A 26,150-nucleotide genomic window follows, 5' to 3' on the forward strand; every position below is an offset into this window, starting at 1 on the left:
AAACTTAACTTTTTGGTGCATCTTCAGTAAGAGGAAGAGAGGGAGAAATCATTGGATTAGATTATATAAAAGTTATCTTGGCTTGATCGGAAGCCAATATTCCATATAGCTCTTCGAACTGTTTGGATCGTAATCTGGTTCGTAAACTTCTAATTCGTAGCCCTGTACTCCGTAATAATTGGACTCAGGTAGCCATTGATAGATAAACCACTCTAGTGCTTTTTCAACCGCTGAAGATTTCCCATAAACGGGAATGACGGCGTATTCCTGAAGTGGAACCCTCACTGTATCTAATGGAGTGGTATTAAATGGGTTAGCGCCACTAAAAATGGTTGGGGATGATGTATTTATTGACTCTAAGTATCCGGCCCAATAAAGCATCTGATCTGGGTGTTGGGTATGGTCCTGAGTGTCTATAATGCCAATTGGACGATAGCCTTTTGTAACTGTCTCTACTTCTGAAATAACTTGAGACCAAAGTTGTGGAACACGTTCTGAAAAGTTTGGAGAGGCTGAAAAGAGTCCTCGAATCCAAGCGCTTCTGCCCTGAATGTGGAAACCATCGCGACTCTCAATACGTATTTGAGTGAATGTTTTTGGTGTCTCTGTCTGGGCTTTATTAGGACATCTATATTGTAATGGCGTACGTAATCCATGACGTTTTCCACGTTGCCGATAATCTCTAGGGGTACAGTTGAACATTTGTTTAAAGGCGCGGGAGAAGCTTATTTCCGAATCAAAACCACACTGTATCGCAATATCTACATGTCTATTTTTACTCGATAGTAACAGTTCTGCAGCTTTGCTTAAGCGTAATTCCCGAATGTATTGAGCTACGCTAAGACCAGTTGCTTGACCAAATACTCGTTGAAACTGCCAGCGCGACCAGCAGCTTTTTTCCGCTAAGCTAGATACATGAATAGACTCATCCAGATTTTCGTGGATGTAGTCTAAAACCTTTTCTATACGAGTAAGTCTGTCTTGATTAGCCATGAATCGCTTTATAAAAAATAATAATCATTATTATCTATTTTATTTTTAATGCCAATCGATTCTATGGTTGTTAGAGATTTTGTTATTGGTGGCTATTAATTAATCAAGTTGCGTGATTAAATCAAAATCATCTTTATACCATTCAAAAATAATATTAAAAATGGATGTTGCCCGATGAAGGAATTAACTCGAACTGCGCTGTATTGTGCCATGTTTATTGCTGTCGGCGCGGTCGCGGGTTTGCTGGGGCCGAGTTTGATTTACTTGGCCGATTTAATTGATGCCTCTGTTGCTGAAATCTCAATTGTTTTTACTGCACGTGCTATTGGTAATATTCTCGGCGCTTTGTTGGCGGGGAGGATGTTTGATCGCTGGCAAGGTCATCATTATCTTATTGTTATGTTGCTCTGCATGATTACCGGATTGGTGCTGGTGCCCTTTTCGACCAGTTTATCTATGTTGATTGTGCTGTTTTTCTTGCTAGGCGCGACAGAAGTATCGGCTAATGCGGGTGGCAATATGATGATGCTGTGGCTGCATAAAGAAAAAGTTGGCTCTTATGTCACCATTTTGCATTTGTGTCACAGTGCTGGATCTATGCTTGCACCTTTGATTTTGGTGTTCGCTCAGTGGACGGGGCATGGTTATGGTGCAGGCTATTGGATGGTGGCGCTGTACGCTTTGTTACTGCCATTGTTGTTATGGCGACAACCGAGTCCAACCTTCGAAGTCAGAGCCAGTGAAGTAGTTCCAGCGACAAAACAAAAAGCGACATTTTTGGCATTTCTAATGGTCATCTTCTTGTATGTGGGTTTTGAAATAACCATCGCTGGTTGGATCAGTACTTATGCTGTTCTGTCTGGTGAAGATCAAAATACCGCGGCTATTTTGGTTACTTGGTTCTTTGTGAGTTTGTCGTTGGGTCGTTTGTTCTCGGTATTTTTATTACGTTGGATTACGCCTCGACAAGGCATCTATGGTTTGCTGGTAGTGAGTTTCAGCGGAAGTTTGATGATGATTTTTTCTGATGCTTCGTTAGTGGTAATTGCCTTATGGCTGGGTTTGGGGTGTTCGGCATTCTTTCCAATGTTGTTCTCCTATGCCAACAGCATTATGGCGCTCAATGGCAAACGCACGGGTTACGTTTTTGTATGCTGTGGATTAGGTGCTTTGGTGGCTCCGTCGTTAACTGGGCCAATTATCGAGCTTTTTAGTGCCGCAGCGTTCCCGTATCTTTTATTGGTTCTAGCGTTATTAATAGCGTTTAGCTGGCAAAGATTGGCTGGAATGACGCGTGGCAGTTAGCTATTGCATCTGAATACCTTGTTAGTGAATGTCTACTAACAAGGTATTTTTTAGATTATAAATTCTCTATATTCGGTTAGCTGTATTTGTGCAGTGTCGCAATGGTGAATGCCGCAAGATCGGTGTAGACGCTGAATGGGAAGTCTATCGTCTTGTACTGTGTTTCACGGCCCTTTCCTGTCAAAACTAATACTGGTGAACAACCACGAGCATTTCCTGCCTGAAGATCTCGTAGAGAGTCTCCGACCATAATAGCTGGGTGATCTTCGAAGGATAAACCTAATTCTGCTTCAATCGCCTCAATCATACCGCTTTTGGGTTTGCGGCAGTTGCAGTTATCATCTGGGCCATGAGGGCAGTATTGAATGCCATCCACTTTACCGCCTTCTGCTTCGACTAGCATGGTCATTTTATCGTGCATGGCATGCAGTGTGGCTTCGTCATAATAGCCACGAGCAATGCCTGATTGGTTAGTTATCACAAAGACTTTAAAGCCTGCCTTGGACAAGGCTGCAATGGATTTAATGCTGCCAGAAATCGGCTGCCATTCATCGACAGATTTTACATAAGCGTCTGAGTCTTGGTTAATGACGCCGTCTCGGTCTAATAGAATGATGGGTTTAATTTGCGCCATGGGAATGCCTTTTTTGAATTATATTATTTGTTTCGTTGCTATTTCATCATGATGTTGAGCGTTATTTTGCTTCACCAATCGCTGCGAAGATGGCGTTACGACAGGCGCGGCTAAGATCATTTGGCGCTAGGCCGATATCCAGTCCTCGCTGTCCGCCGCTGACATAGATTTTTTCAAATGCCTGCGCACTTTGGTCAATACAAGTGATGAGGCTTTTCTTTTGCCCTACTGGGCTGATACCGCCAACCAAATAACCAGTAAGGCGCTCTGCATCTTTCACGTCTGCCATGTGCAATTTTTTAACGCCTAGTGCACTAGCCGCTCGTTTTAAATTTAAGGTACCTGTCACTGGCACAATGGTAACGAAGGTGTTTTTGTCGTCGGTGACTAATAGAGTCTTGAACACACAAGCAGGATCGAGATCGAGTTTCTCTGCGGCCTCTTCGCCAAAATTAGAACAATGTGGATCGTGTTCATATTCGTGAATACTAAACGCAATCTTCAGTTTTTTAAGTTGGTTAATCGCCGGTGTCACTATTTTAATCCTTACGTGTTATCTAATTTTTAGTGCTTTCTATTTTTGCCAGAACATTGGTGTGAATAATACCAACAAGGTAAATACTTCCAAACGGCCCAACAACATAGAAAAACACAGCATCCATTTTGCAGGATCGCTGACGCTGGTGAAACTGGAAGCTACATCACCCAAACCTGGACCTAGGTTATTTAATGTCGCAGCAACCGCAGACCATGCTGTTACCTGATCTAACCCTGTTGCCATTAGGCCAATCATTAGTACTACGTAAACCAATAAGTACGCTGAGAAGAATCCCCATACCGCAGACACAACTCTTTCATTAATGGCCTTGCCGCCAACCTTAACTGGAATAACAGCATTTGGGTGGATTAAACGTTTGATCTCTCGCATACCTTGTTTGAGGATAAGGAGTATACGAATTACCTTCATACCGCCACCAGTTGAACTTGCACAACCGCCGACAAACGATGTAACGATCAATAAGAAGGGTAAGAAATGCGGCCAGCTAGCAAAGTCTGATGTACTGAAACCGGACGTTGTCGCGATAGATACACTTTCAAATACTGCATAGCGTATCGAGGTACTCCAATCGTAAGTCGACGTCATGGCGAGTACGAGAATCGCCAAGATAACCGTACTGGAAAGTATCAATAAAAAGAAACGCGCTTCCGGATCTTTAAAATAATGCCACACGCTTTTGTGACGCCAAGCGTAGAAATGCAGAGCAAAGTTGAACGCAGATACAATCATAAAGAAGGTACAAATCATCTCAATAGCGACACTATTGAAATAACCAATACTCTCATCATGAGTCGAGAACCCACCAATAGCCACTGTTGAGAAACTATGACAAATCGCATCGAACAAACTCATTCCGGCGATCCAATAACCCAAGGCACAAACGCTGGTTAAGGTCGCATAAATGTACCAAAGTGCTTTCGCTGTTTCGGCAATTCGTGGCGTGAGTTTAGTATCTTTTACGGGCCCCGGTGTTTCCGCGCGATACAGCTGCATACCACCGATACCCAACATCGGCATGATGGCAACGGCCAATACGATGATACCCATGCCACCTAACCAAGTAAGTAACTGGCGATAAAACAGAATTGATTGAGGTAAAGCATCAATGCCAGTGAGGATAGTTGCCCCTGTAGTAGTGAGTCCAGAAATAGATTCGAACAAGGCATCGGTAAAGGTTAAGTCTGGCGTTTCAGCTAAGAAGAAAGGCACCGAACCGAACAAGCCTAGTACAGTCCAGAAAAGCACAGTGACTAAGAAACCGTCACGAATTTTTAACTCCCCACGTTCATTCCGAACTGGGAACCATAGAAGAAAGCCACCTAATAAATTTACGCCCAACGCATAAAGAAACGCATTAAGTGCGCCATCAGAATAAATCAAAGAAACGATAATGGGTGGAATCAGCGAGACACTAAATACCATTACCAATAATCCGATGACACGTAAAATAACACTAAAATGCATACTTGCTTCCTAGAACCCGACGTTATTCTTATGTCGAGCTGTTGTTAAAAATTAGATGAAGCTAATTGAGATTGGCTTCTATTTTTTGCTAAAAAGCGTTCAAATTAAAAGAAGGTTAAACCCACTTGGAAGAGCTGCTCAACCGCTGGGATTTGTTTTTTGTTGGTCACGAAAATGATGACGTGATCTTCTGCTTGGATCACCAATTCGCTGGTGGCAACAATCAAATCGTCTTCACGAACGATGGCGCCAATAGTTGCGCCTTCAGGCAAATTCAAATTGGCGATACTGCGACCAACGACTTTTGAAGAACGATAATCACCGTGTGCGACCGCCTCTAATGCTTCTGCGGCACCTTTGCGCATCGAGTGTACGTTTACCACGTCTCCGCGTCGGATATAACTTAGTAGCGAACTTATAGTGGTTTGTTGTGGCGAAATCGCAATGTCGATCATGCCTTCTTGAACAATGTCTACGTAAGCTGGGTTATTGATGATGGTCATAACTGTGCGAACACCGAGTACTTTTGCCAGCATGGAAGACATGATATTGGCTTCATCGTTATTGGTTAACGCACAGAATACGTCTGTGGATTCGATGTTTTCTTCAAGCAGTAATTCCTGCTTAGATGCATCGCCGTTTAGTACTATGGTGTTGTCCAAAGTTTCAGACAAATAACGGCAGCGTTCAGGATCACGTTCGATGATTTTAACGCGGTATTCTTTTTCTAAACTCTGTGCCAAACGCTCACCAATGTTACCGCCACCAGCGATGATGATGCGTCGATAAGGAACATCCAATGGACGCAATTCACTCATCACATCTAATACATCTCGTTGAGCCGTTAGAAAAAAGACTTCGTCGTTGGCACGGATTTGTGTGTTGCCGTCAGGAGAAATAGATTTACCATCACGGTAAATCGCTGCAATACGAGTTTGGATTGATGGCATGTGTTCTTTCAAGAAGCTGATTGGTTGGTCTATCAGTGGACCACCCTTTTCCGCTTTGACTACAACTAGCTGTACTTTACCTTCCGCAAATTCCATAACCTGCAAAGCGCCTGGATAACGAATCAAACGGCTTAAATGTTTAGTTACTTCTTTTTCTGGGCTGATACGAACATCCATAGGAATGGCTGAATCAACAAAGAGTTCTGGATAATTTGCATAAGCGCTAGAACGGACACGACCTATTTTAGTCGGTGTTTTAAATAAGGTATGAGCAATCTGGCAGGCGATCATATTAGTTTCGTCTTGGTTGCTCACCGCAATCAGCATGTCGGCATCGTTGCAACCAGCTTGATCTAGTACCGCAGGATGTGAACCACTGCCCTCAACCGTTTGAATGTCGAGACGATCTTGCAGTTCTCTAAGGCGGGTTAAATCTGTATCAATGACGGTAATATCGTTATCTTCACTTGCCAAGTTTTCCGCAAGCGTGGCGCCAACCTGCCCCGCGCCTATAATGATGATTTTCATAGTCTGCCTTAGAGCGTGATTTGTTTTCGGCTCTTTGTTTAGTGTATTAATTTAAATGTCAAAATTGAGTCGTGTGATCAATCGAGCATGCATATTTTTTGCTCGAATCAAGTAGAGCAAGTTTACCCACATAAGGACAATTATTTAACTTGAACTTGATAAATACTCGTAATTATTTTGGATGATCATGTAATGAGATTTTTTTTGTTACTTATCGAGTGTTGAAACTGAGAGGCAAGTTCGCAACCAGCAAGGAATAATATTAATTTGACGCAAAAAAATGCCCAACAAACTGTGTTTCATGTGAAACAATGTATTGGGCATTTTTATAAAACGACCTATATTTCAGTCGTTTGCTTGATATGATCTGTATCTGTATCTGTATCTGTATCTGTATCTGTATCTGTTTTTTATTTCTATTTACTAGGACGGCTTAAGCTTTTTGAAGAAGGCAGTAGTAGAAACCATCGTGACCATTTGCTTGCGGAAATAATTGTCGACCGTGACTAACAGGAATTCCCCACTCTACTGCAAGATCCGCCGCCAAAGAATTTAGTGCGACTTCTTTCGCGTCTTCTTGGTTTGCTAAGAAGTGCTGGATTTGTTGTTCGTTTTCTTCTGGCATCAAAGAACAAGTTGCGTACAACATGAAGCCACCAGACTTTAACGTTGTCCAAACCTTGTTAAGAATCTCTCGCTGGATGATAACGAGATCATCAATGTCGGCTGGCTTTCGATTGATCTTAATATCTGGGTTACGACGAATAACACCTGTCGCAGTACAAGGAACGTCGAGTAGAATTTTGTCGAAATGTTCGCCATCCCACCATGCATCAAGGTCGCTAGCATCCGCACAAATCAGTTGCGCCGAATAGCCAAGGCGCTCTAAATTGGATTCGATTTTTTCCATGCGCCAAGATTCTAGTTCAACGGCAGTTAGTTCCATTGAGCTTAGTCCTGCAGAATTGGCTTTCTCTAACAAGTGGCCTGTTTTTCCTCCAGGTGCTGCGCAAGCATCCAATACTTTTTCGCCTGCTTTGGGCGATAAAATATGTGCTGAAAGCTGAGCTGCTTCATCTTGAACACTAACATACCCATCATCAAAACCTGGTAGCTCTCCTACTCGAACGGCATTTTTTAGGTATAAAGCTGAATCTGAAAACTCGCCTTTTTCTGTATTTATACCCAAATCTAGAAGTTGCTCCTTGTATGTTTCACGTGAAACGAGACTCTCGTTTACGCGAATACACATCGGCGGATGTGTGTTGCTGGCTTCAATAATTTCTTCAAGATGCTCAGGCCAATGTTTATTAAAACGCTTCACTAGCCATTTCGGCATGTTGAATTCTACAGAAGGTTGAGTTTCTAGAATCTCAACTATGTCGTCAGCCTCTCTTTGGTAACGGCGTAGTACCGCATTCATTAACTTGGTTGCCCAGTCTTTATTTAAGATCCGGCACGCTTCTACTGTTTCGTTTACTGCTGCATGATCAGGTGTGTTCATGTAAGTTAATTGATACAAACCTAAAAGTAAGACAGCGTATAAATCTGTGTCCTTTTCTTCAAAAGGGTGCGCCAATAAATGCAAGGCAATGCTGTTTAATCTTGGATACTGACGACACACACCAAAGCATAACTCTTTAAGCATTGGCGCATGTTCACTTGCTACGTCTAGTTGATGACGAGCCAGTTGCGTACTAAGCGAACCCTGTTGAAGTAGGATATTAGTAATGACTTTAATCGCAACTTGGCGAGCGCTTTGTTGCCCAGTACTTTTGCTAGACTGACTTGTGTTGGATGGGAAGCTATTGTCGTGGTTCATGCTGTTTGCTCGATAAGTCCAAGGCGTTGGCCAATTTCTAGGGCGGCTTTGTTTTTACCGTTTAGGGCGTCTTGCACTTTCATGCGCTTGCCGCCCGCAAATTGGATCTCAGTAATAAGGATAGAACCTTGCCCTGTGGCAACGATAATGCCCTCTTTGCTAACCACCAAAATATCGCCTGGTGTGGAAGCTTCATCGCTTACGCTGGCAATGTGTGCCGCATGGATTTTCATTACACCAGCAAGGCTGTTGGTGTAAGCAACAGGCCAAGGAGATAAACCGCGAATTTGACGCTCGATCAATTCTGCCGAAGATGACCAGTTCACATCGCCCTCTTGCTTGGTGAGTTTCGCGGCGTAGCAAGTAAGACTTTCATCTTGTTGCTCAGGAACTAATGTTCCGGCTTTGAATTTTTCTAGAGCTTCAATCAGTGTGCTGCCACCAAGAACAGCCAAACGATCGTGCAATGTTTCTGAGGTGTCTGTTGGTTTGATATCACAGTATGCTTTTAACAGCATGTCGCCAGTATCCAAGCCAACATCCATTTGCATTATGGTGATGCCGGTTTCGCCATCGCCAGCAATCAAGGACCGATGGATAGGAGCTGCACCGCGCCAGCGAGGAAGTAAAGAAGCGTGAACGTTGATGCAACCAAACTTAGGTGTATCCAATACGACTTTTGGCAGGATGATTCCGTACGCGGCGACAATCATAAGATCGGCTTCTAATGCTGCGAGTTGCGCCTTGTCTTCATCCTGTTTGAAATTTAACGGCTGATAAACAGGAATGTCGTTAGCGATAGCAAGTTGCTTAACAGGACTCTGAACCAGCTTTTGACCACGGCCTGCTGGACGATCTGGCTGAGTATAAACGCCGACGATCTCATACTGGTTTTCAGCGTTTGAATCTTTCATCTTTGTTAAAAGTGCTTGCAGGCTGGCAGCAGCGAATTCAGGTGTGCCAGCAAAAACAATACGAAGTGGTGAGGTTGGCATAAAGGTTCCTTAACAAAAAATCAGGCCAAAGCCTGATTTTATAATACGAGTATTAATGATCTATTGGCTAAAAAGAGTCGTCTTCTTAGCCTTGTTTTTGAGCTAGCTTATGGGCTTTTTCTAATTTGCTCTTAATGCGATTACGTTTTAGAGGCGTTAAATAATCGACCATAAGCTTACCGTCTAGATGATCAACTTCATGTTGAACACAAACTGCCATTAGCTCATCGACTTCCAACGTGAATGGTTTGCCGTTGCGGTCTAATGCTTTGACTCTTACTTTTGCAGCACGATAAATGTGCTCGTAAAAACCAGGAACAGACAAGCAGCCTTCTTGGAATTCATTTGGTTCGTCGTCTAATACTTCGAATTCAGGATTAATAAAAACGATCGGCTCATTACGTTCTTCTGAAAAATCCATCACGACAAGACGGTGGTGATAATCCACTTGTGTCGCCGCCAAGCCCAAACCATTCTCGTCATACATGGTATCAAGCATGTCATCGATTTTGGTTTGTAGCTCATCAGTGAACTTGGTAATTGGCTTAGCAATTTTGCGTAAGCGTTTGTCTGGGTATTCAAGTACAGTTAAAACAGCCATGATCTTTTCCAACGATGTGTCTTTGTTCATGAGCGGAGACGTTCTCTCCTACTCTTTTCATTGTCTCTATTGTAACGCAAGTCTAGCCGTTGAGCAGTCTTCTCATGGCGGTTTTTTGGCCAATATGATTGAATAGCTTCTATAGTCAATGACTATTCGCTCTTGGTTTTGTATTTTAAGTAATGGTTTGGGCAAGGAATGTCCATGTTTAACACTCAAGGAAGCCGCTTATCATGTCTACCTCTAATGTCTCGGGTTTGTCGAAAACCGATTGGTTATGTTTAAGTTTTTTATCGGGCATTGGCCCATCTCGACTCTCGCGTCTTTATACTTATCTCAGTCAATTTGATTATCATGCATCAATGGATAATGCTGAAAACTTACCCTTATTTAGTAATGAAGAACTAAGCGACACGAGTCCTTCAGAGACGATAACTTATGATTTGTTGATCGCGTTAAAGTGGCCAGAGATTACGGCGCGTCAGGCCATGGATTATTTTTCCAATGGCATACTCACCAAAGAACAAGAAGCCAAGCGTGACGAGTCATTGGCTTGGTTGGAAGAAGCTGATCACCACTTAGTACTACAAGAAGACGAACACTATCCTAAGGCATTAAAAGAGATCTCCGTCGCGCCGGCGTTTCTTTATGTAGAAGGAAACCGAGACACCTTGGCATTACCAAAAGTCGGTATTGTGGGAGCGCGAAAATGTACGCGTTATGGAAGAGATGCCACCTTTCAATTTGCCGAGCAATTATCGGCTAGTGGTGTTTGCGTAGTGAGTGGCGGCGCGATGGGAGTCGATACAGCAGCGCATCAAGGTGCATTATATAACAAGACAACACCCACTATTGCGGTAATGGGAACTGGCTTATTTCACCGTTACCCGCATCATAATCGTCAGATGTTTGAAGAAATACTAGAGCAAGGCGGCGCATTAATAAGTGAATACCCACTATCAACTAGTCCACGACCTCACCTGTTTCCGCCGCGGAATCGAATTATCAGTGGTTTAAGTATGGGCGTGTTGGTATCAGAAGCTTCTCTTAAAAGTGGTTCTTTGATCAGTGCCAGTTATGCAATCCAACAAAACCGAGAAGTGTTCGCCTTGCCCGGTCGTTTGATTGATCCACAGTCAGAAGGCTGTCATCAATTACTTCGACAAGGTGCAACCTTGGTTCGTCATGTGGATGATATTTTAGCCGAGTGTTCAGATCTGTCCTTGCCCTCTGCTCCTATAACGAAAAGCGTTAATATAACGAAGAGGGTTAAAAGCTCGGCTGCTGAAAAGAACACTAAAAATCCGCTGTCCAACAATAGAAATCAAACAGCTGAAAGTATGCCTGTCTTAGTGTCAAATCAAGTTCATGCTTTACCGGAATCTACTTCAGATAATGCCAAGGCAGTTATTGCCATTATGGAACAAGAAGCACAACCGATGGATTTTGATGCCTTAATTCGCCACAGTAAAATAGACGCTGGATTGATGATGCAGGTGTTAATGGAATTAGAGTTGTTTGGTTGTATAGAGAATCGAGAAGGTTTGTATTTCCGGTGCTGACGACAATGACAGACCTTCTCGTCAGGCGAGCGAGCGGTTAGTAGGTTTAATCCATGCCACTAAAAATATCTTTCTTCAGCTGCTTAATATCACGACGCTCTTTTTTATTCGGCTTGTGGTCGGACATAATTCGGCCACCAAAAGACTTGTTTTCGAGAGCGCGTTTTTCACGTTTCTCAATCGACTCTGGTGTTTCCTCATAAAGCAATTGTGCTTCAGGTGCGCCACGACGCTGGCCGCTGATGTCTTTAATTTTGACGACCTTTTCATCCCAACCAACTCGTATGCCAATTAAGGCGCCAATTTCCACATTACGACTGGCTTTGCCCTTACTTCCGTTGTAAGACACCTTGCCGCCATCAATGGCGTCTTTACAAAGTGAGCGAGTTTTAAAAAAACGTGCGGCCCAAAGCCACTTATCTAAACGAACGGCTTGTGGTGCCGACTGCTTTTCTGGTTTACTCATAAAGAATGCGTTGACCCTATTCTGTTGTCATATTTGAGGCTGTTATGCAGGACATTAGTAAACACCCAATTTTTCAAGCTCTCCAAAAAATAATACACGATGCCGCCGATGTGATCATGGATATTTATCAACGTGCAGATTTAGGCATTGAACAAAAGCCGGATGATAGTCCTGTGACCGCTGCTGATCTCGCTGCGCACAAAGTGATTCTAGCAGGTTTGCAAGCACTTACACCCGATATTCCTGTTCTTTCAGAAGAGAGCTCTGAAGAAGGCCAGGTGACGTTTGAAGAGCGTTCTAAATGGCCAATGTTATGGATTGTTGATCCGCTTGATGGCACGAAAGAATTCATCAAGCGTAATGGCGAATTCAGTATTAATATCGCCTTGGTTGAAAACGGCGCGCCCATTCTAGGTGTGGTGTATATACCGACCACAACCGAAGGCTATTTTGGAGTGACCAAAGTCTGGCAAGGGTTGCCAGTCGGTGCGTTTAAATGGCAAGGTGATGAATACGAAAGCATCAATGTTCGTGAACCACGCGAACCTATTATTGCCATGACGAGTCGCAGCCATGGCCCTGCCCTTCCAGCTTCGCTAAAAAACAAATTAAAGCAAAGTTACGAGCAAGTGAGAGAGTTACCAAAAGGCAGCTCAATCAAAGGCTGTCGAATTGCTGAAGGGATTGCTGACTTGCATTTGCGTCGAGGCCCGACAAGTGAATGGGATACGGCCGCTCAGCAAGCCATCATCGAAGCCGCTGGCGGAATGCTCGTCACACCGGATGGAAAACCATTTCGTTACAACCAAAGAGAAACCCTACTCAATGGTCACTTCTTTGTATCGGGTGCTGAACTCGCACCGTATGTGATGAACTGGTATCTCGAAAACGAGGAAGAAGAGTAAGTGCTACTCTTCTTCCTCGTTCCTTTCATTACCTAAACGTAAGCACCTTATCTGATTGTTTCACGTGAAATATTTTAAGTGGTAACAAGCCCTAACTTAAAACGTTAGGGCTTGTTACCTATAAGATTTGTTACTTCGTTAAAAAGGCAAAACCATTTGCCCCCAATACTAGCGCTTTCCCTTCAACCTTAGTGTTACCAACTTTAATACATTGATTAAACTCAGTGGTATTTTGATAAGTAATCGACTGATTACCTAAGTTAAAGATACATAGCATTGTGTCACCTCGAACGAATGCTAAAAGTGAATTATCATCGTTGATGAAGAGAGTGTTACCATTTCGTAGGACGGAATTTTGTTTGCGAAACGCAAGCATCTCGCGATAAAAATTGAGTACAGACGATGGATCATTCTGCTGGTCAGCAACATTTAATTGGCGTTGAGTTTCTTTAACTGGAAGCCATGGAGTTGAAGATGAAAAACCGGAAAACTCTGAGTTATCCCAGCTCATTGGAGTTCGGCAGCCATCTCTCCCTTTGTCTTCAGGCCAAAACTCAATTCCTTGCGGGTCAACAAGTTCGTCATAGTTTAGATCTGTTTCTTGTTGACCCAGTTCTTCACCTTGATACAAGCAGACAGAGCCTTCTAAACTTAGTAATAAAGCACAAGCTTGTTTAGCTAAAGCGGTTGGATCTTCAGCGTGTTTTTTCCAGCGGCTAACATGCCGAACAACATCATGATTGGAAAAGGCCCAGCAAGGCCATCCTTTTGGTGCTAGTCGAAAGAAATCGGTTATTTGTTTGGAAAAATGTTTGGGTGAAAACGAATGACCTAACATTTCAAATGAGTATGCCATATGCAATCGTTTATCTGTCGTATACTCCCCCATCATTTCTATTGGGTGGTGGCTCTCACCTACTTCCCCAACCGATGTCGTGGCTCCATATTCATCTAGTAAAGCTCTAAACTTTTTAAGGAATACCAAATTCTCTGGTTGGTTTTTTGAAAATAAATGATACTGCATGTGGTAAGGATTCCAATCCGCTACAGATTTTTGACGAAAATCAGCGGCATCATCCCGTAGCAATTTATCATGAAAATAGTAGTTCACAGTATCTAGACGAAAACCATCCACTCCGCGTTCTAGCCAAAATCGTACAGTACTGAGAATCCATTCTTGAACATTTGGATTATGGAAATTTAAATCAGGCTGTTGGCGTAAAAAATTATGCATATAATACTGTTTACGACGAGAATCCCACTGCCAGCCAGTCCCTCCAAAAATCGATAACCAATTGTTTGGTGGTGAACCGTCAGGTTTTGCATCTGCCCATATGTACCAGTCGGCCTTATCATTGGTTTGATTTTGTCGGCTTTCTAAGAAATATGGGTGTTGATCACTGGTGTGTGAGAGCACTTGATCAATGATGACTTTAAGACCCAAATTATGAGCCTTGACTATCATCTCATCAAAATCGGAGAGTGTTCCGAAAGACGGATCTATGTCTATATAATTTGAAACATCATAACCCATATCTTTCATTGGTGACGTGAATATGGGAGACAGCCAAATAGCGTCAACACCTAAATCAGCCAAATAATCTAAACGGCTTGTGATGCCAGGGATATCGCCTATACCGTCACCATTACTATCCATAAAAGAGCGCGGATAAATTTGATAGGTAACACTGCCACGCCACCATTCTTGTTCAGTTAAATTCATTTTAAATAGCCTCTTGGTAAGATTTTGAAGGGATTGGTAAGCCATGATTGTCAAAACGATGTAGATGTTTTTCTAACGGACGAACTCTCAGACGGCTTCCCAATTGAATACGTTCTTGTCCATCCAGACGTACAACTAAAGGTTCACTTGTACCTAAATCTATGAATACAAAAAAATCTGAGCCTAGGTTCTCTGTATGTACGACCTCCCCGCTCCATATCCCATTCTGCTGATCGACAACAAGATGCTCGGGGCGAATGCCGAGGGTGTGACAATAGTGTTGCTCTGCGATGTTACCTGTGAGGAAGTTCATCTTTGGTGAACCAATGAAACCGGCAACAAAAAGAGATTTCGGATGACTGTAGAGCTCTTCTGGTGTGCCAACTTGTTCGATATTACCGTCTCTTAGGACGCAAATTCGATCTGCCAGTGTCATGGCTTCCACTTGATCATGGGTAACGTAAATCATGGTTGTGTCTTTCATTTTGTGATGTAACTTAGCTATTTCTAGTCGCGTATCCACGCGCAATGATGCATCTAGGTTAGATAAAGGTTCGTCGAAGAGAAAAACCCTTGGGTCACGGACAATGGCACGTCCAATCGCGACGCGTTGACGTTGTCCTCCAGATAGCTGTTTTGGCAGACGTTCTAGTAAGTGGTCGATTTGCAACATCTTGGCCGCTTCAAGTACTCTATTTTTCATTTCTTGTGGTGAGACGTTAGCTAGCTTTAGGCCAAAGGCCATATTTTTATATACAGACATGTGTGGATATAGGGCATAGGATTGGAACACCATGGCGATACCACGTTCAGATGGCACCTTGTCATTCATGGATACGCCATCAAATAGTAGTTCTCCAGAGGTAATGTCTTCTAATCCACAAATAAGACGTAATAAAGTTGATTTGCCACAACCGGAAGGGCCGACAAACACCATAAGTTCACCAGCATTAATGGTGAGATCGACGCCTCGAATAACATCTGTGCTACCAAAGGTTTTGCTCAGATTTTTAAGTTCAATTTTAGCCATAATGAATACTCCTTAGCCTTTCACACCACCAGCGGTTAGGCCGGATACAATTTTTCGCTGGAAAATAAGCACCAAGATCACCAACGGAATGGTGACCAAAACAGAGGCTGCCATAATGAGCCCCCAAGGTGTTTCGTATTGAGATGAGCCTGACAGCATGGCAATGGCGACAGGCACAGTACGCATGGTCTCTGATGCAGTGAAAGTCAACGCGAATAAAAACTCGTTCCAAGCACCAATAAAAGCGAGCAACCCTGTGGTGACCAAGGCTGGCCAAAGTAAGGGCATAAAAATTTGTGTGATAATGACCCAAGGAGTGGCGCCATCCACTATGGCCGCCTCTTCTATTTCTACGGGTAAATCTCGCATAAAGGTGGTTAGCACCCAAACGGTAAATGGCAGCGTAAAAATGGTGTAGGACAAAATCATGGCCCAAGGCGTGTTGTAAATTCCAATAAAGCGAATTAGCTCAAATAAACCGGCCAGAACCGCAATTTGTGGGAACATCGAGATAGCTAAAATTGCCATAAGCAGCAGTCCTCGCCCTTTAAAACGTACACGAGCTAATGCGTATGACGCTGTAACAGCAAGAAACAAAGCGAATATAACCGTGGTGCTCGCAATGAAGACGGAGTTCAGAGTATTTCTAATAAACTGACCATTATTCAATACATCTATGTAGTTGCTGAAATTAAACGAGGAAGGAAAATAGTTCACTTTGAATAAATCAGAACCTGTTTTAAGGCTTGTTAAAATCGCGTAATAAAACGGAAAAACCGAGATAAGTACGATGACAACTACGACAGAGTAAAAAGCGGCCTTTTTGAATAGTGCCTTGTTAGTCATGATTTTTCTCCACTAAGGTCAAGCTTACCAAGCCAAATATAGAGCGCTACAAATATGGCAATAATGGCGAAGAGTAAGGTGGATTGAGCAGAGCCATAAGCAAACTTATCAAACTCAATGAGGTTCTCTCTAGAGAGAATTGACATAGTTTTTGTGGCTTTTGAGTTAGGTGTCAGTACATAAATCAAGTCAAACATTCGCAAAGCATCCAACGTACGAAAGATAACAGCGACCATGAGTGCGGGTTTTACCAAGGGGAGCGTCACTTGAAAGAACACTTTTATAGGATGTACGCCGTCAATCTTGGCTGACTCATACATATCTCTTGGGATCATTTGTAAGCCTGCGAGGCAAAGCAGAGCCATGAATGGTGTTGTTTTCCAAATATCGACGATTAATACCGATAACATGGCGGTATCAAGGTTAGCTGTCCAAGCTATTTTGTGATCAATTAAACCAACGCTTAGGAGCATGTCATTGATGATGCCGAATTGATCGTTGAACATCCATGCCCACATTTTTGCTGACACAATTGTTGGAATAGCCCATGGTATTAAGATGGCAGCTCGTACCAAACCACGACCTTTAAATTCCGCATTCAATACTAATGCCACCATTAAACCGATAATGGTTTCTAATGAAACTGAGACCACTGCAAACCTGACGGTATTCCAGACTGCATTCCACCATGCAGGGTCGGCTAAAGTTCCCGAATAAATCGTGCGTCCTGATGAGAAGGTTTTCCACGTCAAATAGTTTTTAAAACCAACCCATTCGCCACCGTAAAGGTTGGTTAATGAGGTATTGGTAAATGAAAAGTAAATGGAACGTAGTAACGGCCAAGCTGCAACGCAAAACAACACCAGCAGCATGGGGGCGAGAAACCAGAATGCTGCGCGCAATTTTTGGCGCTGTAAGCTGGATACCTCAGGTGTTGTTAGGATGTGTTTTTTAAACATACAAGAGCTTCCTATGTTAAAAGGAAGGGCTCAAAAAAGGATATTTTTATGAGCCCAGTAAACAGTTCGAATTACCAGGTATTTCCTTTTAACGTCTCGAGTTCGTATTCAAGTACTTCAAGGTTTTCTTCCGCTGAGCCACTTCCTGCAAGCGTGCTATGAACTGCGGAGAAAAATTTAGAAGACACTTCGTTGTATTTGATTTTTGTGGGTGCGGAAGGACGAGGAACAGCATGTAAAAACACATCTTTCCATTGCGCAATTATTGGCTGTTGTTCCTTTATATCTTTATCGTCATAGAGGGAAATAATGGTTGGTAAATTCGATGAATGGAGCGCCCGATACTTTTGTACTTCTTCAGATGCAAGGTATTTAGCCAATGAAATAGACGCTTCTTTATGCTTAGAGTATTTAGAAACTGCTACATTCCATCCGCCCAGTGTTGCCGCCGATTTATTTTGACTTGTGCCACTTGGCAAAGGTGCTGCGCCAAATTTACCTTTTATCGCACTTTCTTCGGTGTTGCCCAGAGAATAGGCATAAGGCCAGTTACGCATAAAAACGGCATTACCTGTCTGCCAAACGCCTCGGGCATCCTCTTCCTGATAAGCTAGAATGCCTGCCGGAGAAATATCACCTACCCAAGATTTTGCCATTTTGAGCGCTGCAACAGCGTTTGGGTTATTAATTGAAATCGTACCATCAGCTTCAACTATTTGACCTCCACCAAAAGATTTCACCCATTCTAAAGCATCACAAGTTAAGCCTTCATAAGCGTTACCTTGCCAAACGAATCCCCACATATCCGAGTTACCCGCTTCTCGTTCTTTTGTTTGAATGTATTTGGCTGTCTCAGTTAATTCTCCCCAAGTATTTGGCACCGGTTTATTATATTTTTTGAGTAAGTCTTTACGGTAATAAAGGGCCGGAGCGTCGGTGAAGATAGGTAGAGCAACTAGTTTTCCGTTGGTTGTTTGCGATTCAATGATGGAAGGGAAATGTTGGTCGACGATATCTCTAGTATAAGGAGTTAGATCGACAAAATTATTAGCAAGTTGAGGGGCCCAAATAACATCTGTTTGATACACATCGATATCAGCATTCCCTGCTGCTAACCATAGACGATATTGGCCAAATTGGTCTGTGGTAGAAGCTGGCATAGGAAAGACGGTTAGTTTATTTCCAGTGCTTTTTTCCCAAGGTTTTACCACTTCCTTCAATACTTCAATATCTTTACCAACGGCTCCAGACACCAGCACTACTTCAGTCGCTTGTGCGGCTGATGCCACGATTGATATGGATAGCAAGGAAGGTTTTATAAATTCCCACGGATTTCTCATTGTCATCACTCCTATTTTTGTTTTTTTCGAGTCTTATGTCAAAACAGAAACGTAAACGTTTACTCTTTGTTTTTAAGCTAAAGTAAACCTTTACTCTAGTCAACAGAATATCTGTTTTTTTAAATATTTTTAAAATTAAGGTATTTGAAAGGAGAGGTTTTTGCTCTTAGTCGCTTGCAGGGTGAATTTGCGATATTCTTATCAATATATTTAAAATCTTTTAGAAGTGATCCTATTCGCATGAGTAATAAGTCCGTTACGATTCATGAACTAGCCAGTTTAGCTGGTGTTTCTATAGCTTCGGTAAGTCGAGCATTAAATGGAAAACCTGGCATTAGTGAAGCATTACGTGCGCGAATTATATCTTTGAGTGAAGAGATTAATTACAAACCGAATGTTATGGCTCGTCAGCTAATCTCTGGAAAAACGCCAATTGTTGCACTATGTATGCCCCCTTCCCCTTATGAGTTTTCGGATAGACCTTACTTTGTTCATCTTTATCAAGCATTAACCTTATATTTACATCGAAAGGGTTTAGTGCCGGTTTTGTTTGCTTACGAAAATATTGAGGAAGTGTTTTCACAGGCAAGCTCAGCGATTTTATTAGGCGCTACAGAAGATGATCGCCCTGAAATTTTTGATCGTCAAAAGTTCCCCTACGTTACTTTAGAAACAGGGGTGGGTGCTTCTGTTGTCATTGATGAGGCAAATGGCGTGTATAAACTTACACACTATTTGTTTAAAAAAGGTCGGAAAAACATGCTTTTTTTAGGGGAGAATATCGACATTTCAACAAGCCAAGGGCGATTACGTGGTTATCGAAAAGCGATTGGTGAACTAGGGCTCCAAGAAAATTTTGATAATGTGCCTCGTCAAATTAGCTCTTCTCTAAGCGCTTATCGTCAGATGATGGAGCATTTTCAGTCATCTGAGCCTTTTCCTTACGATGCTGTGATTTGCGCAAATGATGAATTAGCGGTTGGTGTTATTCAAGCCGCAGAAGATGCTGGGTACAAAGTTCCTGAAGACATCTCTGTAACGGGCTTTGACGACCTTCCACGATTCTCTAATAAGATTACAACTATCCATCAAGATATTCCCAAGATTGCTGAGGCAGCTGTCAGTTTGCTATCAGAGCAATTAGATGGGCTTCCTCCGCGTGTTGTTGAAGTGATGACACGACTCGTTAGCCGAGAGAGTGCTTAACTCTTTTTTATCTAGCTATTTCTTCCCTTAATCTTCGAAACTTTTTGTATTAATTTTTTCCAAAAAGGCTTTTATTTTTTTGAGTAAACGTTTAAGTTAATTACGTAAACGTTTACTTTATTTTGTTTTCCATCATCAAAAAAATAATATCTAGGAGAAAAAAATGACAATAAAAGTGACTGTGTGGGGGGAAAATGTCCATGAAAAAACTAATAAAGTGGTCGCCCGCATTTATCCTGATGGTATGCATAACTGCATTGCTGCAGGCTTGAATGAAGATCAGGATATTGAAGCAACTAGTGTTACTTTGCAGGATAAAGAGCATGGTCTTACCGAAGAAAAACTAGAAAACACAGATGTTTTGATTTGGTGGGGGCATGCTGCTCATGGTGATGTTGCGGATGAAATTGTTGATCGGGTCCAGAAGCGTGTACTTGAGGGAATGGGGTTATTAGTCCTTCACTCCGGTCATTATGCCAAAATATTTAAACGTTTAATGGGAACTACCTGTTCTCTAAAATGGCGTGAGGCTGGTGAACGTGAACGACTCTGGGTGGTTAACCCTGGTCATCCTATTGTTCAAGGCGTGGGAGACTATATTGAGTTACCTCATACTGAAATGTATGGCGAACCGTTTGCCGTACCAAATCCAGATGAAGTAATTTTCATCAGTGCATTTGAGGGGGGGGAAGTATTCCGTTCAGGTCTTGTCTATCGTCGTGGTAATGGCAAAATATTCTATTTCCGTCCGGGCCATGAAACCTATCCAATTTACTATGATGACAAGGTGAAACGCGTTCTAAAAAATGCGGTGAAATGGTCACAGCCTGAGGGTAGCCGTTGGATCGACTCATGTCCTTGTGTCCCTGCTGATCAAGCTCCAAACCCTATTGAAGTTAAAGGCGAAGGTTTGCATAAGCCTGGTGAAGAGGGCTTCAAATAATGATTCGTATCGGCATTATTGGGACTGGCGGTATGGCGCGAGTTCACGCAGAAGAGTTTTCAAAAATAGCCAATTGCGAAGTGGTCGCGGCATGCGATCTAAATGCTTCGCGCCTTGCAAGCTTTGTTGAGGCTCATAATATTCCTTATGCCTTTGGATCGGTAGAGGCTCTACTAAGCAGCGGTCAGGTGGACGCAGTCTCTATTGTGACACCAGATCCATTTCACAAAAACCTATCGATTCAAGCACTTGAAGCGGGAATGCATGTGTTATGTGAAAAACCATTAGCACTCAATGCATCGGATGCCAAAGAAATGGCTGACGCTGCGAAAAAAGCTAAGTGCATAAATATGGTTAATTTAAGTTATCGAAATGCTCATTCGTTACAAAAAGCACGAGAGCTTATTGCAATGGGACGTATCGGTAATATTCGTCATGTAGAAGCAAGCTATTTGCAGAGTTGGTTAGTATCTCCTAAATGGGGGGATTGGAAGACCGAAGATACTTGGTTGTGGCGACTATCAAGTGCGCATGGCAGTAAAGGTGTACTAGGCGATGTAGGTGTTCACATACTCGACTTTGTTCGCTTTCCCGTTGGTGATTTTGCGAGTGTGAACTGTACTCTAACAACCTTCGACAAAGCTGAAAATAATCAGATTGGTGAATACCATCTCGATGCCAATGATAGTGCTTTGATCACTGCTCGAATGAACAATGGAGCCATGGCGTCTATTCATGCCTCCCGTTGGGCAACTGGGCATCTTAATGATTTGCGCTTAGTGATTCATGGTGACAAAGGTGCAGTGAAAGTCTCGCTACAATTAGACCAAGAATGGGATCGTTTGGAAGTATGCTTAGATGACGATGTTATTGACTGTGTGTGGAAAGAACTTAAATGTGACCACACACCGAATATATACCAGCGTTTTATTCAAAGCATTCTGTCTGGCGTACAGGACCAGCCTGACTTCGAAGCAGGATTGCAGGTACAACGCGTGCTGGATGCCTGTGAACAATCAGATCAGTCAGGTCAGACTGTACTGCTTTAGATTGAGTCACTTTAGGAGACAGTGGGATGGCGATATTACGATGGGGAATGGTGGGCGGTGGAGATGGTGCGTTTATTGGCGATGTTCACCGTATGGCCGCTCGTCTGGATGGAGGCTACCAGCTTGTCGCTGGTTGCTTCTCTTCTAACTTTGAAAGAACAAAAGCATCCGCTAAATTACTAGGTGTGGAAGCAGACCGCGCCTACTCTGACTTTAATGCCATGGCTGAGGTGGAAAGCCAACGAGAAGATGGTATTCAGGTGGTGAGTATTGTTACGCCTAATTTTTTGCATTATGACAATGTTAAGGCTTTTTTAGATCACGGAATTGCTGTGATTTGTGAAAAACCACTTACGGTTTCATTGCTACAAGCTCAAGAATTACAGACTTTGGCAAAGGAGCGAAACACTTTTCTTGCTGTGACCTACAACTATGTTGAAAATCCTATGGTTAAAGTTGCACGAGAATTGGTCAAAAATGGCGAGTTAGGTGAGTTGTTAATGGTAGATGCCTATTATCTACAAGATTGGCTGGCCGCAGATATTGAAAATTCTGATCAAAAACAAGCTGCTTGGCGTACTGACCCTGCTAAGGCTGGACGTGCAGGATGTTTAGGTGACATAGCCATACATGCTTATAATTTGGTTAGTTATTTGATTGGTTATTCTGCATCGTCGGTAAATGCACGCTTGGCTACTTTTGTCGCAGGGAGAAGAGTTGATGACCATGCGGATATTCAATTAGGTTACAGTGACAATATACTGCAAGGTCGGATATTGGCTTCACAAGTAATGACGGGACATGAAAATGATCTTGGTTTTCGTTTAACCGGTCGTGGAGCAACGCTTGAGTGGCGTCAAGAGGATCCTAATGTGCTGTGGTTTAAGCCAATGGGAGCGCCAGCTCAACGATTGACTCGAAATGGCTCGGGTTACCCGGAGCGTTTAAACGCTTTGTGTCGTATTCCAGCAGGCCATCCAGAAGGTTACTTAGAAGCTTTTTCAAATGTATATAAACATATACGGTTAGCATTATCGGAAAAGGACTTTTTGTATTACCCAAATGTCGATCTGGCGGTTAAGGATATGGGTTTTGTTGAAGCGTGTTTACAGTCCCATGACCAAGGTAATTGGTGTGAAGTTGAGTACATAATTCAGGAATAACTGCAAAGCAGTAGCCTGTTTACTAGCCCGTTACAAAGTAATTAATTTTGTAACGGGCTAGTAGTGACTATCATGTTATTTTTCTTATGTTGCATTCTATTTCAAGCGAATAAAAGACATGCTCATTGCGCCAAATAGCCAATGTGAAACCAATCTCTTGATAAAACATCGGTTATTTCCTTTCTCTCTACTGTTTGTGAAGTCCAAAATGTCCAGCGTGTTAGCAACCATTGTTACTTTCCTTTCAAGGTGAGGTCGCCATTGCGTCATTGCTAAATGACCATTCTTCAGTTTGGTTGGTTGAAATAATGATCATTAGGTCTGTTGGATTAAGCCCGACAGAAATTTGTAGTTTTGCTAATAGCGTTTGATAGAAAACTTCTTTGGTTTTGGTGTCTCTAGGTTTACCTGCTGTAATTTATTGGTGTTCCAGAGGCTCTTGCTGATCCACAAATGCCATTGTCGTTAGTATTATTTGAGAGCCCGTGTTTACTGCGCGAAACGGCGATAAAAGCGTTAGATGCAAGAGAAATTCCGTGGCGGGTGGCTATGTCTAGTCATAGTTTATCTGGAGTGTGGTCTGCAACAGAAGCGGGTTTAGGTATTACGGTTCGTACTCCAGCCGGTCGTCCTGACTCATTGGTCGTTCTAGAAAAAGAATGGTTACCAAGGTTGCCAGATCTTATGCTTTGTCTTATGCAAGCAGACGGATTGAATACAGCCGCTCAGAGTTTGAAAGAAACCGTGCTGGATGAGCTTAAACAGACTTTCCCTCGCTGGGTTTATTAGTATGAGTCTGCCCTAACCTTCCACTGGCTCGCTATTTTTTATTCCGCTGTTGAGTCGATTGACGATGCGTTCTTGGGCACGTTTTAAAAAGTCAGTTTGCAGTGGTTTGTCAAAAGATCGTGCAATGGCGACGGTTCCCACTAATGAAACAACTGTCTCTTCTGCTAGTGCTTCGGCTTCTTGGCTGCCACGCTTTTTCAGAATCTCTGCAAGGCGTTCAACCAAGCTATCGAAACAAGCTTGATAGGCTTGGCGAACTTTCTCTTCTTTGTGGGCTGCGTCGGTGACTAGAAATTCCAAAGGGGATGGATGCTCTTTGTCATTGCGGCTCCAGCTTAAATATCGAGTGACCAAGGCTTTTAAATGGGTTTCATTGCTTTCGGTTTTTTTATCATTTCGCGCCCAAAAACCATTAGATGTGGCGAACTGCATGGCTGCTTCATATAGGCTGCTCTTGCCGGAAAAATGCGCATAAAAGGCACCGTGTGTCATGTTGGCTTTTTTCATGATTTGAGTAAGCGTGACGCGATCAAAGCCGTTCGAGCAAAATAGTTTTGCTGCGGCTTGTAATATCCGTTGTCTAGTTTGTTCTTTGTGTCTTGGTGTGTAAGACATAGTTAAAACCTCCTAGGTAAGTTCCTTTGTATCCCATTATAAATCGGATTCTAAATATTATCTTGATCATATATAGACTCACTCTAGCATGGTGGCTTTCTTTTTGCTGAAACTTAAGAGGGTTATCACATGTCGCTTAAAGAACGTATTGTTATTACCGGTATGGGGCTGGTTTCACCACTTGGTTTGGGTGTGGCGTCGGTTTGGGATCGATTGGTTCGTGGTGAATCTGGCATTCGCTTGCTACCGACGACCTTGTCTGAAGGGCTAAACACTCATATTGCGGGACAGGTGCCTAGTCATACGGAACAGGCGAATGGTTTGAATGAATCGGACTATCTGTCACCTAAAGATCGTAAACGTGTCGATCTGTTTACATTATTTGCTCTGGCAGCGGCAGAAGAAGCGCTTTTTCAAGCGAATTGGCACCCTACATCTGTCGACGATCAAGAAGCCACCGCCACCATCATTGCTACTGGCATTGGTGGTTTACCGACGATCACTCAAGCCCACACAACCTTAGTAGAACAAGGCGCTCGACGCTTATCTCCTTTCACCGTTCCGGCTTTTCTTGCCAATCTTGCGGCAGGTAATGTGTCTATCAAATATGGTTTCAAAGGGCCGATTGGCACTCCGGTGACAGCTTGTGCCGCGGGTGTACAGGCGATTGGTGATGCAATGCGTCTATTGCGTACGGGAGAGGCTAAAGTTGCGCTAGCGGGCGGCACGGAAGCTTGTATTGATCCCTTGTCTCTTGCTGGATTTGGGGCACTCAAGGCGCTTTCTACGCGAAATGATGCTCCCGAAAAAGCCTCACGGCCTTTCGATAAAGATCGGGAAGGCTTTGTGATGGGGGAAGGTGCAGGACTTGTTGTGCTAGAAACGCTGGAACATGCCTTAGCACGAGGCGCGACTCCGCTGGTTGAGATCGTTGGTTACGGCACCAGTGGCGATGCCTATCACCTGACGTCTGGGCCAGAAAATGGCGAAGGTGCCGCGCGAGCAATGCAAACGGCATTAACTATGGCTGGCATTTCAGCTGAGCAAATTGGCTACGTAAATGCTCATGCGACATCCACCCCGGTGGGGGATCGAGGCGAGATAAACGCCTTGCGTCGAGTGTTTGGTGAAAAAGTCACAGAGGTGGCGATCTCTTCAACTAAGTCCGCGACAGGTCATTTGTTGGGAGCTGCGGGTGGCGTCGAAACCATTTTCAGTGCGCAAGCACTTATCACAGGTGTTCTACCACCAACTCTTAACCTTGAGAACCCAGAAGACAGCATGGCCGATTTGGATCTTATCCCATTGGTTTCACGTGAAAAAAGTGTCGAGTACGTGCTTTGTAATGGCTTTGGTTTTGGTGGTGTTAACGCAGCGATTATCTTGAAACGTTATTAATCTATCGAGCAATAAAGTATGTCTCGTCCTAAAATACGTTGACGATTTTTGTTAAGCCAGTATGGATTCCATACTGGCTTTTTCATGCACTTCTTCTGGTGTTTTCATATTTAGACTTAAGTGAGGTCGATACCTATTATAAATATCAATAGACTCACTAATATGCCTTTCTAACTCTTTAAAAGTTCTGCATCTTCCAATCAAAAATTCTTGCTTCAATATGCCATTCACCCTTTCTGCTAACGCATTTTGGTAGCAGTCATAGCCATCTGTCATCGACGGTCGTATTTTATTACGTTGTAATT

At 43.0% G+C, this 26,150-nt stretch carries 25 protein-coding genes; 9 read left to right on the top strand and 16 right to left on the bottom strand.

All coding sequences use genetic code 11. The features are described 5' to 3' along the window. Positions 1 to 72 precede the first annotated feature (72 nt). Positions 73 to 993 carry an AraC family transcriptional regulator gene (locus tag B6N13_RS07725; protein WP_169459017.1) on the bottom strand — a complete coding sequence of 307 codons (921 nt, stop codon included), beginning with the start codon at positions 991 to 993 and terminating at the stop codon, positions 73 to 75. Positions 994 to 1,167: 174 nt separating this feature from the next. Here B6N13_RS07725 and B6N13_RS07730 point away from each other — a divergent pair, with 174 nt between their 5' ends. Further along, a complete protein-coding gene (locus B6N13_RS07730) occupies positions 1,168 to 2,298 on the top strand; it encodes an MFS transporter (RefSeq protein ID WP_169459018.1) in 1,131 nt (376 codons plus the stop codon). A 76-nt stretch (positions 2,299 to 2,374) separates the two neighbouring features. Here the strand turns inward: B6N13_RS07730 and gmhB are convergent, their stop codons facing one another. The 7 genes from gmhB to def all read right to left on the bottom strand — a co-directional run bounded on the left by gmhB (position 2,375) and on the right by def (position 9,851). Further along, entirely contained in the window at positions 2,375 to 2,932 is a 558-nt protein-coding gene (gmhB, locus tag B6N13_RS07735; RefSeq protein WP_169459019.1) for a D-glycero-beta-D-manno-heptose 1,7-bisphosphate 7-phosphatase, read from the bottom strand. A gap of 61 nt (positions 2,933 to 2,993) precedes the next feature. After that, on the bottom strand, positions 2,994 to 3,467 hold the full coding sequence (gene ybaK, locus B6N13_RS07740) for a Cys-tRNA(Pro) deacylase (protein WP_011977850.1): 474 nt from the start codon (positions 3,465 to 3,467) through the stop codon (positions 2,994 to 2,996). A 39-nt stretch (positions 3,468 to 3,506) separates the two neighbouring features. Next, the gene (locus B6N13_RS07745; protein ID WP_011977851.1) at positions 3,507 to 4,955 is read right to left on the bottom strand and encodes a TrkH family potassium uptake protein; all 1,449 of its coding nucleotides are present in this window, start codon (positions 4,953 to 4,955) and stop codon (positions 3,507 to 3,509) included. Positions 4,956 to 5,059: 104 nt separating this feature from the next. Continuing rightward, on the bottom strand, positions 5,060 to 6,433 hold the full coding sequence (gene trkA / locus B6N13_RS07750; protein WP_011977852.1) for a Trk system potassium transporter TrkA: 1,374 nt from the start codon (positions 6,431 to 6,433) through the stop codon (positions 5,060 to 5,062). A gap of 433 nt (positions 6,434 to 6,866) precedes the next feature. Continuing rightward, positions 6,867 to 8,255 (bottom strand): 16S rRNA (cytosine(967)-C(5))-methyltransferase RsmB, encoded by a 1,389-nt coding sequence (gene rsmB / locus B6N13_RS07755; RefSeq protein WP_169459020.1) that lies wholly within the window; start codon positions 8,253 to 8,255, stop codon positions 6,867 to 6,869. Next, entirely contained in the window at positions 8,252 to 9,250 is a 999-nt protein-coding gene (fmt, locus tag B6N13_RS07760; protein ID WP_169459021.1) for a methionyl-tRNA formyltransferase, read from the bottom strand. Before fmt ends, rsmB begins: the two co-directional genes overlap by 4 nt. An 85-nt stretch (positions 9,251 to 9,335) precedes the next feature. Beyond that, entirely contained in the window at positions 9,336 to 9,851 is a 516-nt protein-coding gene (gene def, locus B6N13_RS07765) for a peptide deformylase (RefSeq protein WP_048814174.1), read from the bottom strand. A 233-nt stretch (positions 9,852 to 10,084) separates the two neighbouring features. On the opposite strand from def, the gene dprA reads away from it, so the two are divergent. Then, entirely contained in the window at positions 10,085 to 11,413 is a 1,329-nt protein-coding gene (gene dprA / locus B6N13_RS07770) for a DNA-processing protein DprA (RefSeq protein WP_169459022.1), read from the top strand. A gap of 46 nt (positions 11,414 to 11,459) precedes the next feature. Here dprA and B6N13_RS07775 read toward each other — a convergent pair whose 3' ends face one another. Next, positions 11,460 to 11,879: a S4 domain-containing protein gene (locus tag B6N13_RS07775; RefSeq protein WP_169459023.1), complete on the bottom strand. Its 420-nt coding sequence runs from the start codon at positions 11,877 to 11,879 to the stop codon at positions 11,460 to 11,462. A 44-nt stretch (positions 11,880 to 11,923) separates the two neighbouring features. Here B6N13_RS07775 and cysQ point away from each other — a divergent pair, with 44 nt between their 5' ends. After that, a complete protein-coding gene (gene cysQ / locus B6N13_RS07780; RefSeq protein ID WP_169459024.1) occupies positions 11,924 to 12,784 on the top strand; it encodes a 3'(2'),5'-bisphosphate nucleotidase CysQ in 861 nt (286 codons plus the stop codon). A gap of 130 nt (positions 12,785 to 12,914) precedes the next feature. Here cysQ and B6N13_RS07785 read toward each other — a convergent pair whose 3' ends face one another. The 5 genes from B6N13_RS07785 to B6N13_RS07805 all read right to left on the bottom strand — a co-directional run bounded on the left by B6N13_RS07785 (position 12,915) and on the right by B6N13_RS07805 (position 18,682). Next, positions 12,915 to 14,507, bottom strand: coding sequence for an alpha-amylase family glycosyl hydrolase (locus tag B6N13_RS07785; RefSeq protein ID WP_169459025.1), 1,593 nt, complete (start codon positions 14,505 to 14,507; stop codon positions 12,915 to 12,917). A gap of 1 nt (position 14,508) precedes the next feature. Beyond that, positions 14,509 to 15,537, bottom strand: a complete 1,029-nt coding sequence (locus B6N13_RS07790; protein WP_169459026.1) for an ABC transporter ATP-binding protein — start codon at positions 15,535 to 15,537, stop codon at positions 14,509 to 14,511. 12 nt (positions 15,538 to 15,549) lie between these two features. Beyond that, positions 15,550 to 16,383, bottom strand: coding sequence for a carbohydrate ABC transporter permease (locus B6N13_RS07795; RefSeq protein ID WP_011977861.1), 834 nt, complete (start codon positions 16,381 to 16,383; stop codon positions 15,550 to 15,552). Continuing rightward, positions 16,380 to 17,342 carry a sugar ABC transporter permease gene (locus B6N13_RS07800; RefSeq protein ID WP_011977862.1) on the bottom strand — a complete coding sequence of 321 codons (963 nt, stop codon included), beginning with the start codon at positions 17,340 to 17,342 and terminating at the stop codon, positions 16,380 to 16,382. The genes B6N13_RS07795 and B6N13_RS07800 overlap by 4 nt, the downstream gene beginning before the upstream one ends. A gap of 71 nt (positions 17,343 to 17,413) precedes the next feature. Beyond that, a complete protein-coding gene (locus B6N13_RS07805) occupies positions 17,414 to 18,682 on the bottom strand; it encodes an ABC transporter substrate-binding protein (protein WP_011977863.1) in 1,269 nt (422 codons plus the stop codon). 240 nt (positions 18,683 to 18,922) lie between these two features. On the opposite strand from B6N13_RS07805, the gene B6N13_RS07810 reads away from it, so the two are divergent. From B6N13_RS07810 to B6N13_RS07835, 5 genes are all read left to right on the top strand, one after another. After that, the gene (locus tag B6N13_RS07810; RefSeq protein ID WP_011977864.1) at positions 18,923 to 19,888 is read left to right on the top strand and encodes a LacI family DNA-binding transcriptional regulator; all 966 of its coding nucleotides are present in this window, start codon (positions 18,923 to 18,925) and stop codon (positions 19,886 to 19,888) included. Positions 19,889 to 20,051: 163 nt separating this feature from the next. Further along, positions 20,052 to 20,831 (top strand): trehalose utilization protein ThuA, encoded by a 780-nt coding sequence (locus B6N13_RS07815; RefSeq protein ID WP_011977865.1) that lies wholly within the window; start codon positions 20,052 to 20,054, stop codon positions 20,829 to 20,831. Beyond that, positions 20,831 to 21,880 (top strand): Gfo/Idh/MocA family oxidoreductase, encoded by a 1,050-nt coding sequence (locus B6N13_RS07820; protein ID WP_169459027.1) that lies wholly within the window; start codon positions 20,831 to 20,833, stop codon positions 21,878 to 21,880. The genes B6N13_RS07815 and B6N13_RS07820 overlap by 1 nt, the downstream gene beginning before the upstream one ends. Positions 21,881 to 21,906: 26 nt before the next feature. Further along, complete coding sequence (locus tag B6N13_RS07825) at positions 21,907 to 23,043, top strand: Gfo/Idh/MocA family oxidoreductase (protein ID WP_169459028.1); 1,137 nt, start codon at positions 21,907 to 21,909, stop codon at positions 23,041 to 23,043. A 453-nt stretch (positions 23,044 to 23,496) separates the two neighbouring features. Further along, positions 23,497 to 23,832 carry a LysR substrate-binding domain-containing protein gene (locus B6N13_RS07835; RefSeq protein ID WP_169459029.1) on the top strand — a complete coding sequence of 112 codons (336 nt, stop codon included), beginning with the start codon at positions 23,497 to 23,499 and terminating at the stop codon, positions 23,830 to 23,832. Between the two features lie 12 nt (positions 23,833 to 23,844). On the opposite strand, the gene B6N13_RS07840 is transcribed toward B6N13_RS07835, so the two are convergent. Further along, positions 23,845 to 24,447: a TetR/AcrR family transcriptional regulator gene (locus B6N13_RS07840; protein ID WP_169459030.1), complete on the bottom strand. Its 603-nt coding sequence runs from the start codon at positions 24,445 to 24,447 to the stop codon at positions 23,845 to 23,847. A 129-nt stretch (positions 24,448 to 24,576) separates the two neighbouring features. Here B6N13_RS07840 and fabF point away from each other — a divergent pair, with 129 nt between their 5' ends. After that, positions 24,577 to 25,845 carry a beta-ketoacyl-ACP synthase II gene (gene fabF, locus B6N13_RS07845; protein ID WP_169459031.1) on the top strand — a complete coding sequence of 423 codons (1,269 nt, stop codon included), beginning with the start codon at positions 24,577 to 24,579 and terminating at the stop codon, positions 25,843 to 25,845. 51 nt (positions 25,846 to 25,896) lie between these two features. Here fabF and B6N13_RS07850 read toward each other — a convergent pair. After that, positions 25,897 to 26,150: integrase core domain-containing protein (locus B6N13_RS07850; protein WP_169459032.1), on the bottom strand; the 254-nt coding region annotated here is incomplete at its 5' end.

Source organism: Marinomonas sp. UCMA 3892, assembly GCF_012726345.1.
GTDB lineage: Bacteria > Pseudomonadota > Gammaproteobacteria > Pseudomonadales > Marinomonadaceae > Marinomonas.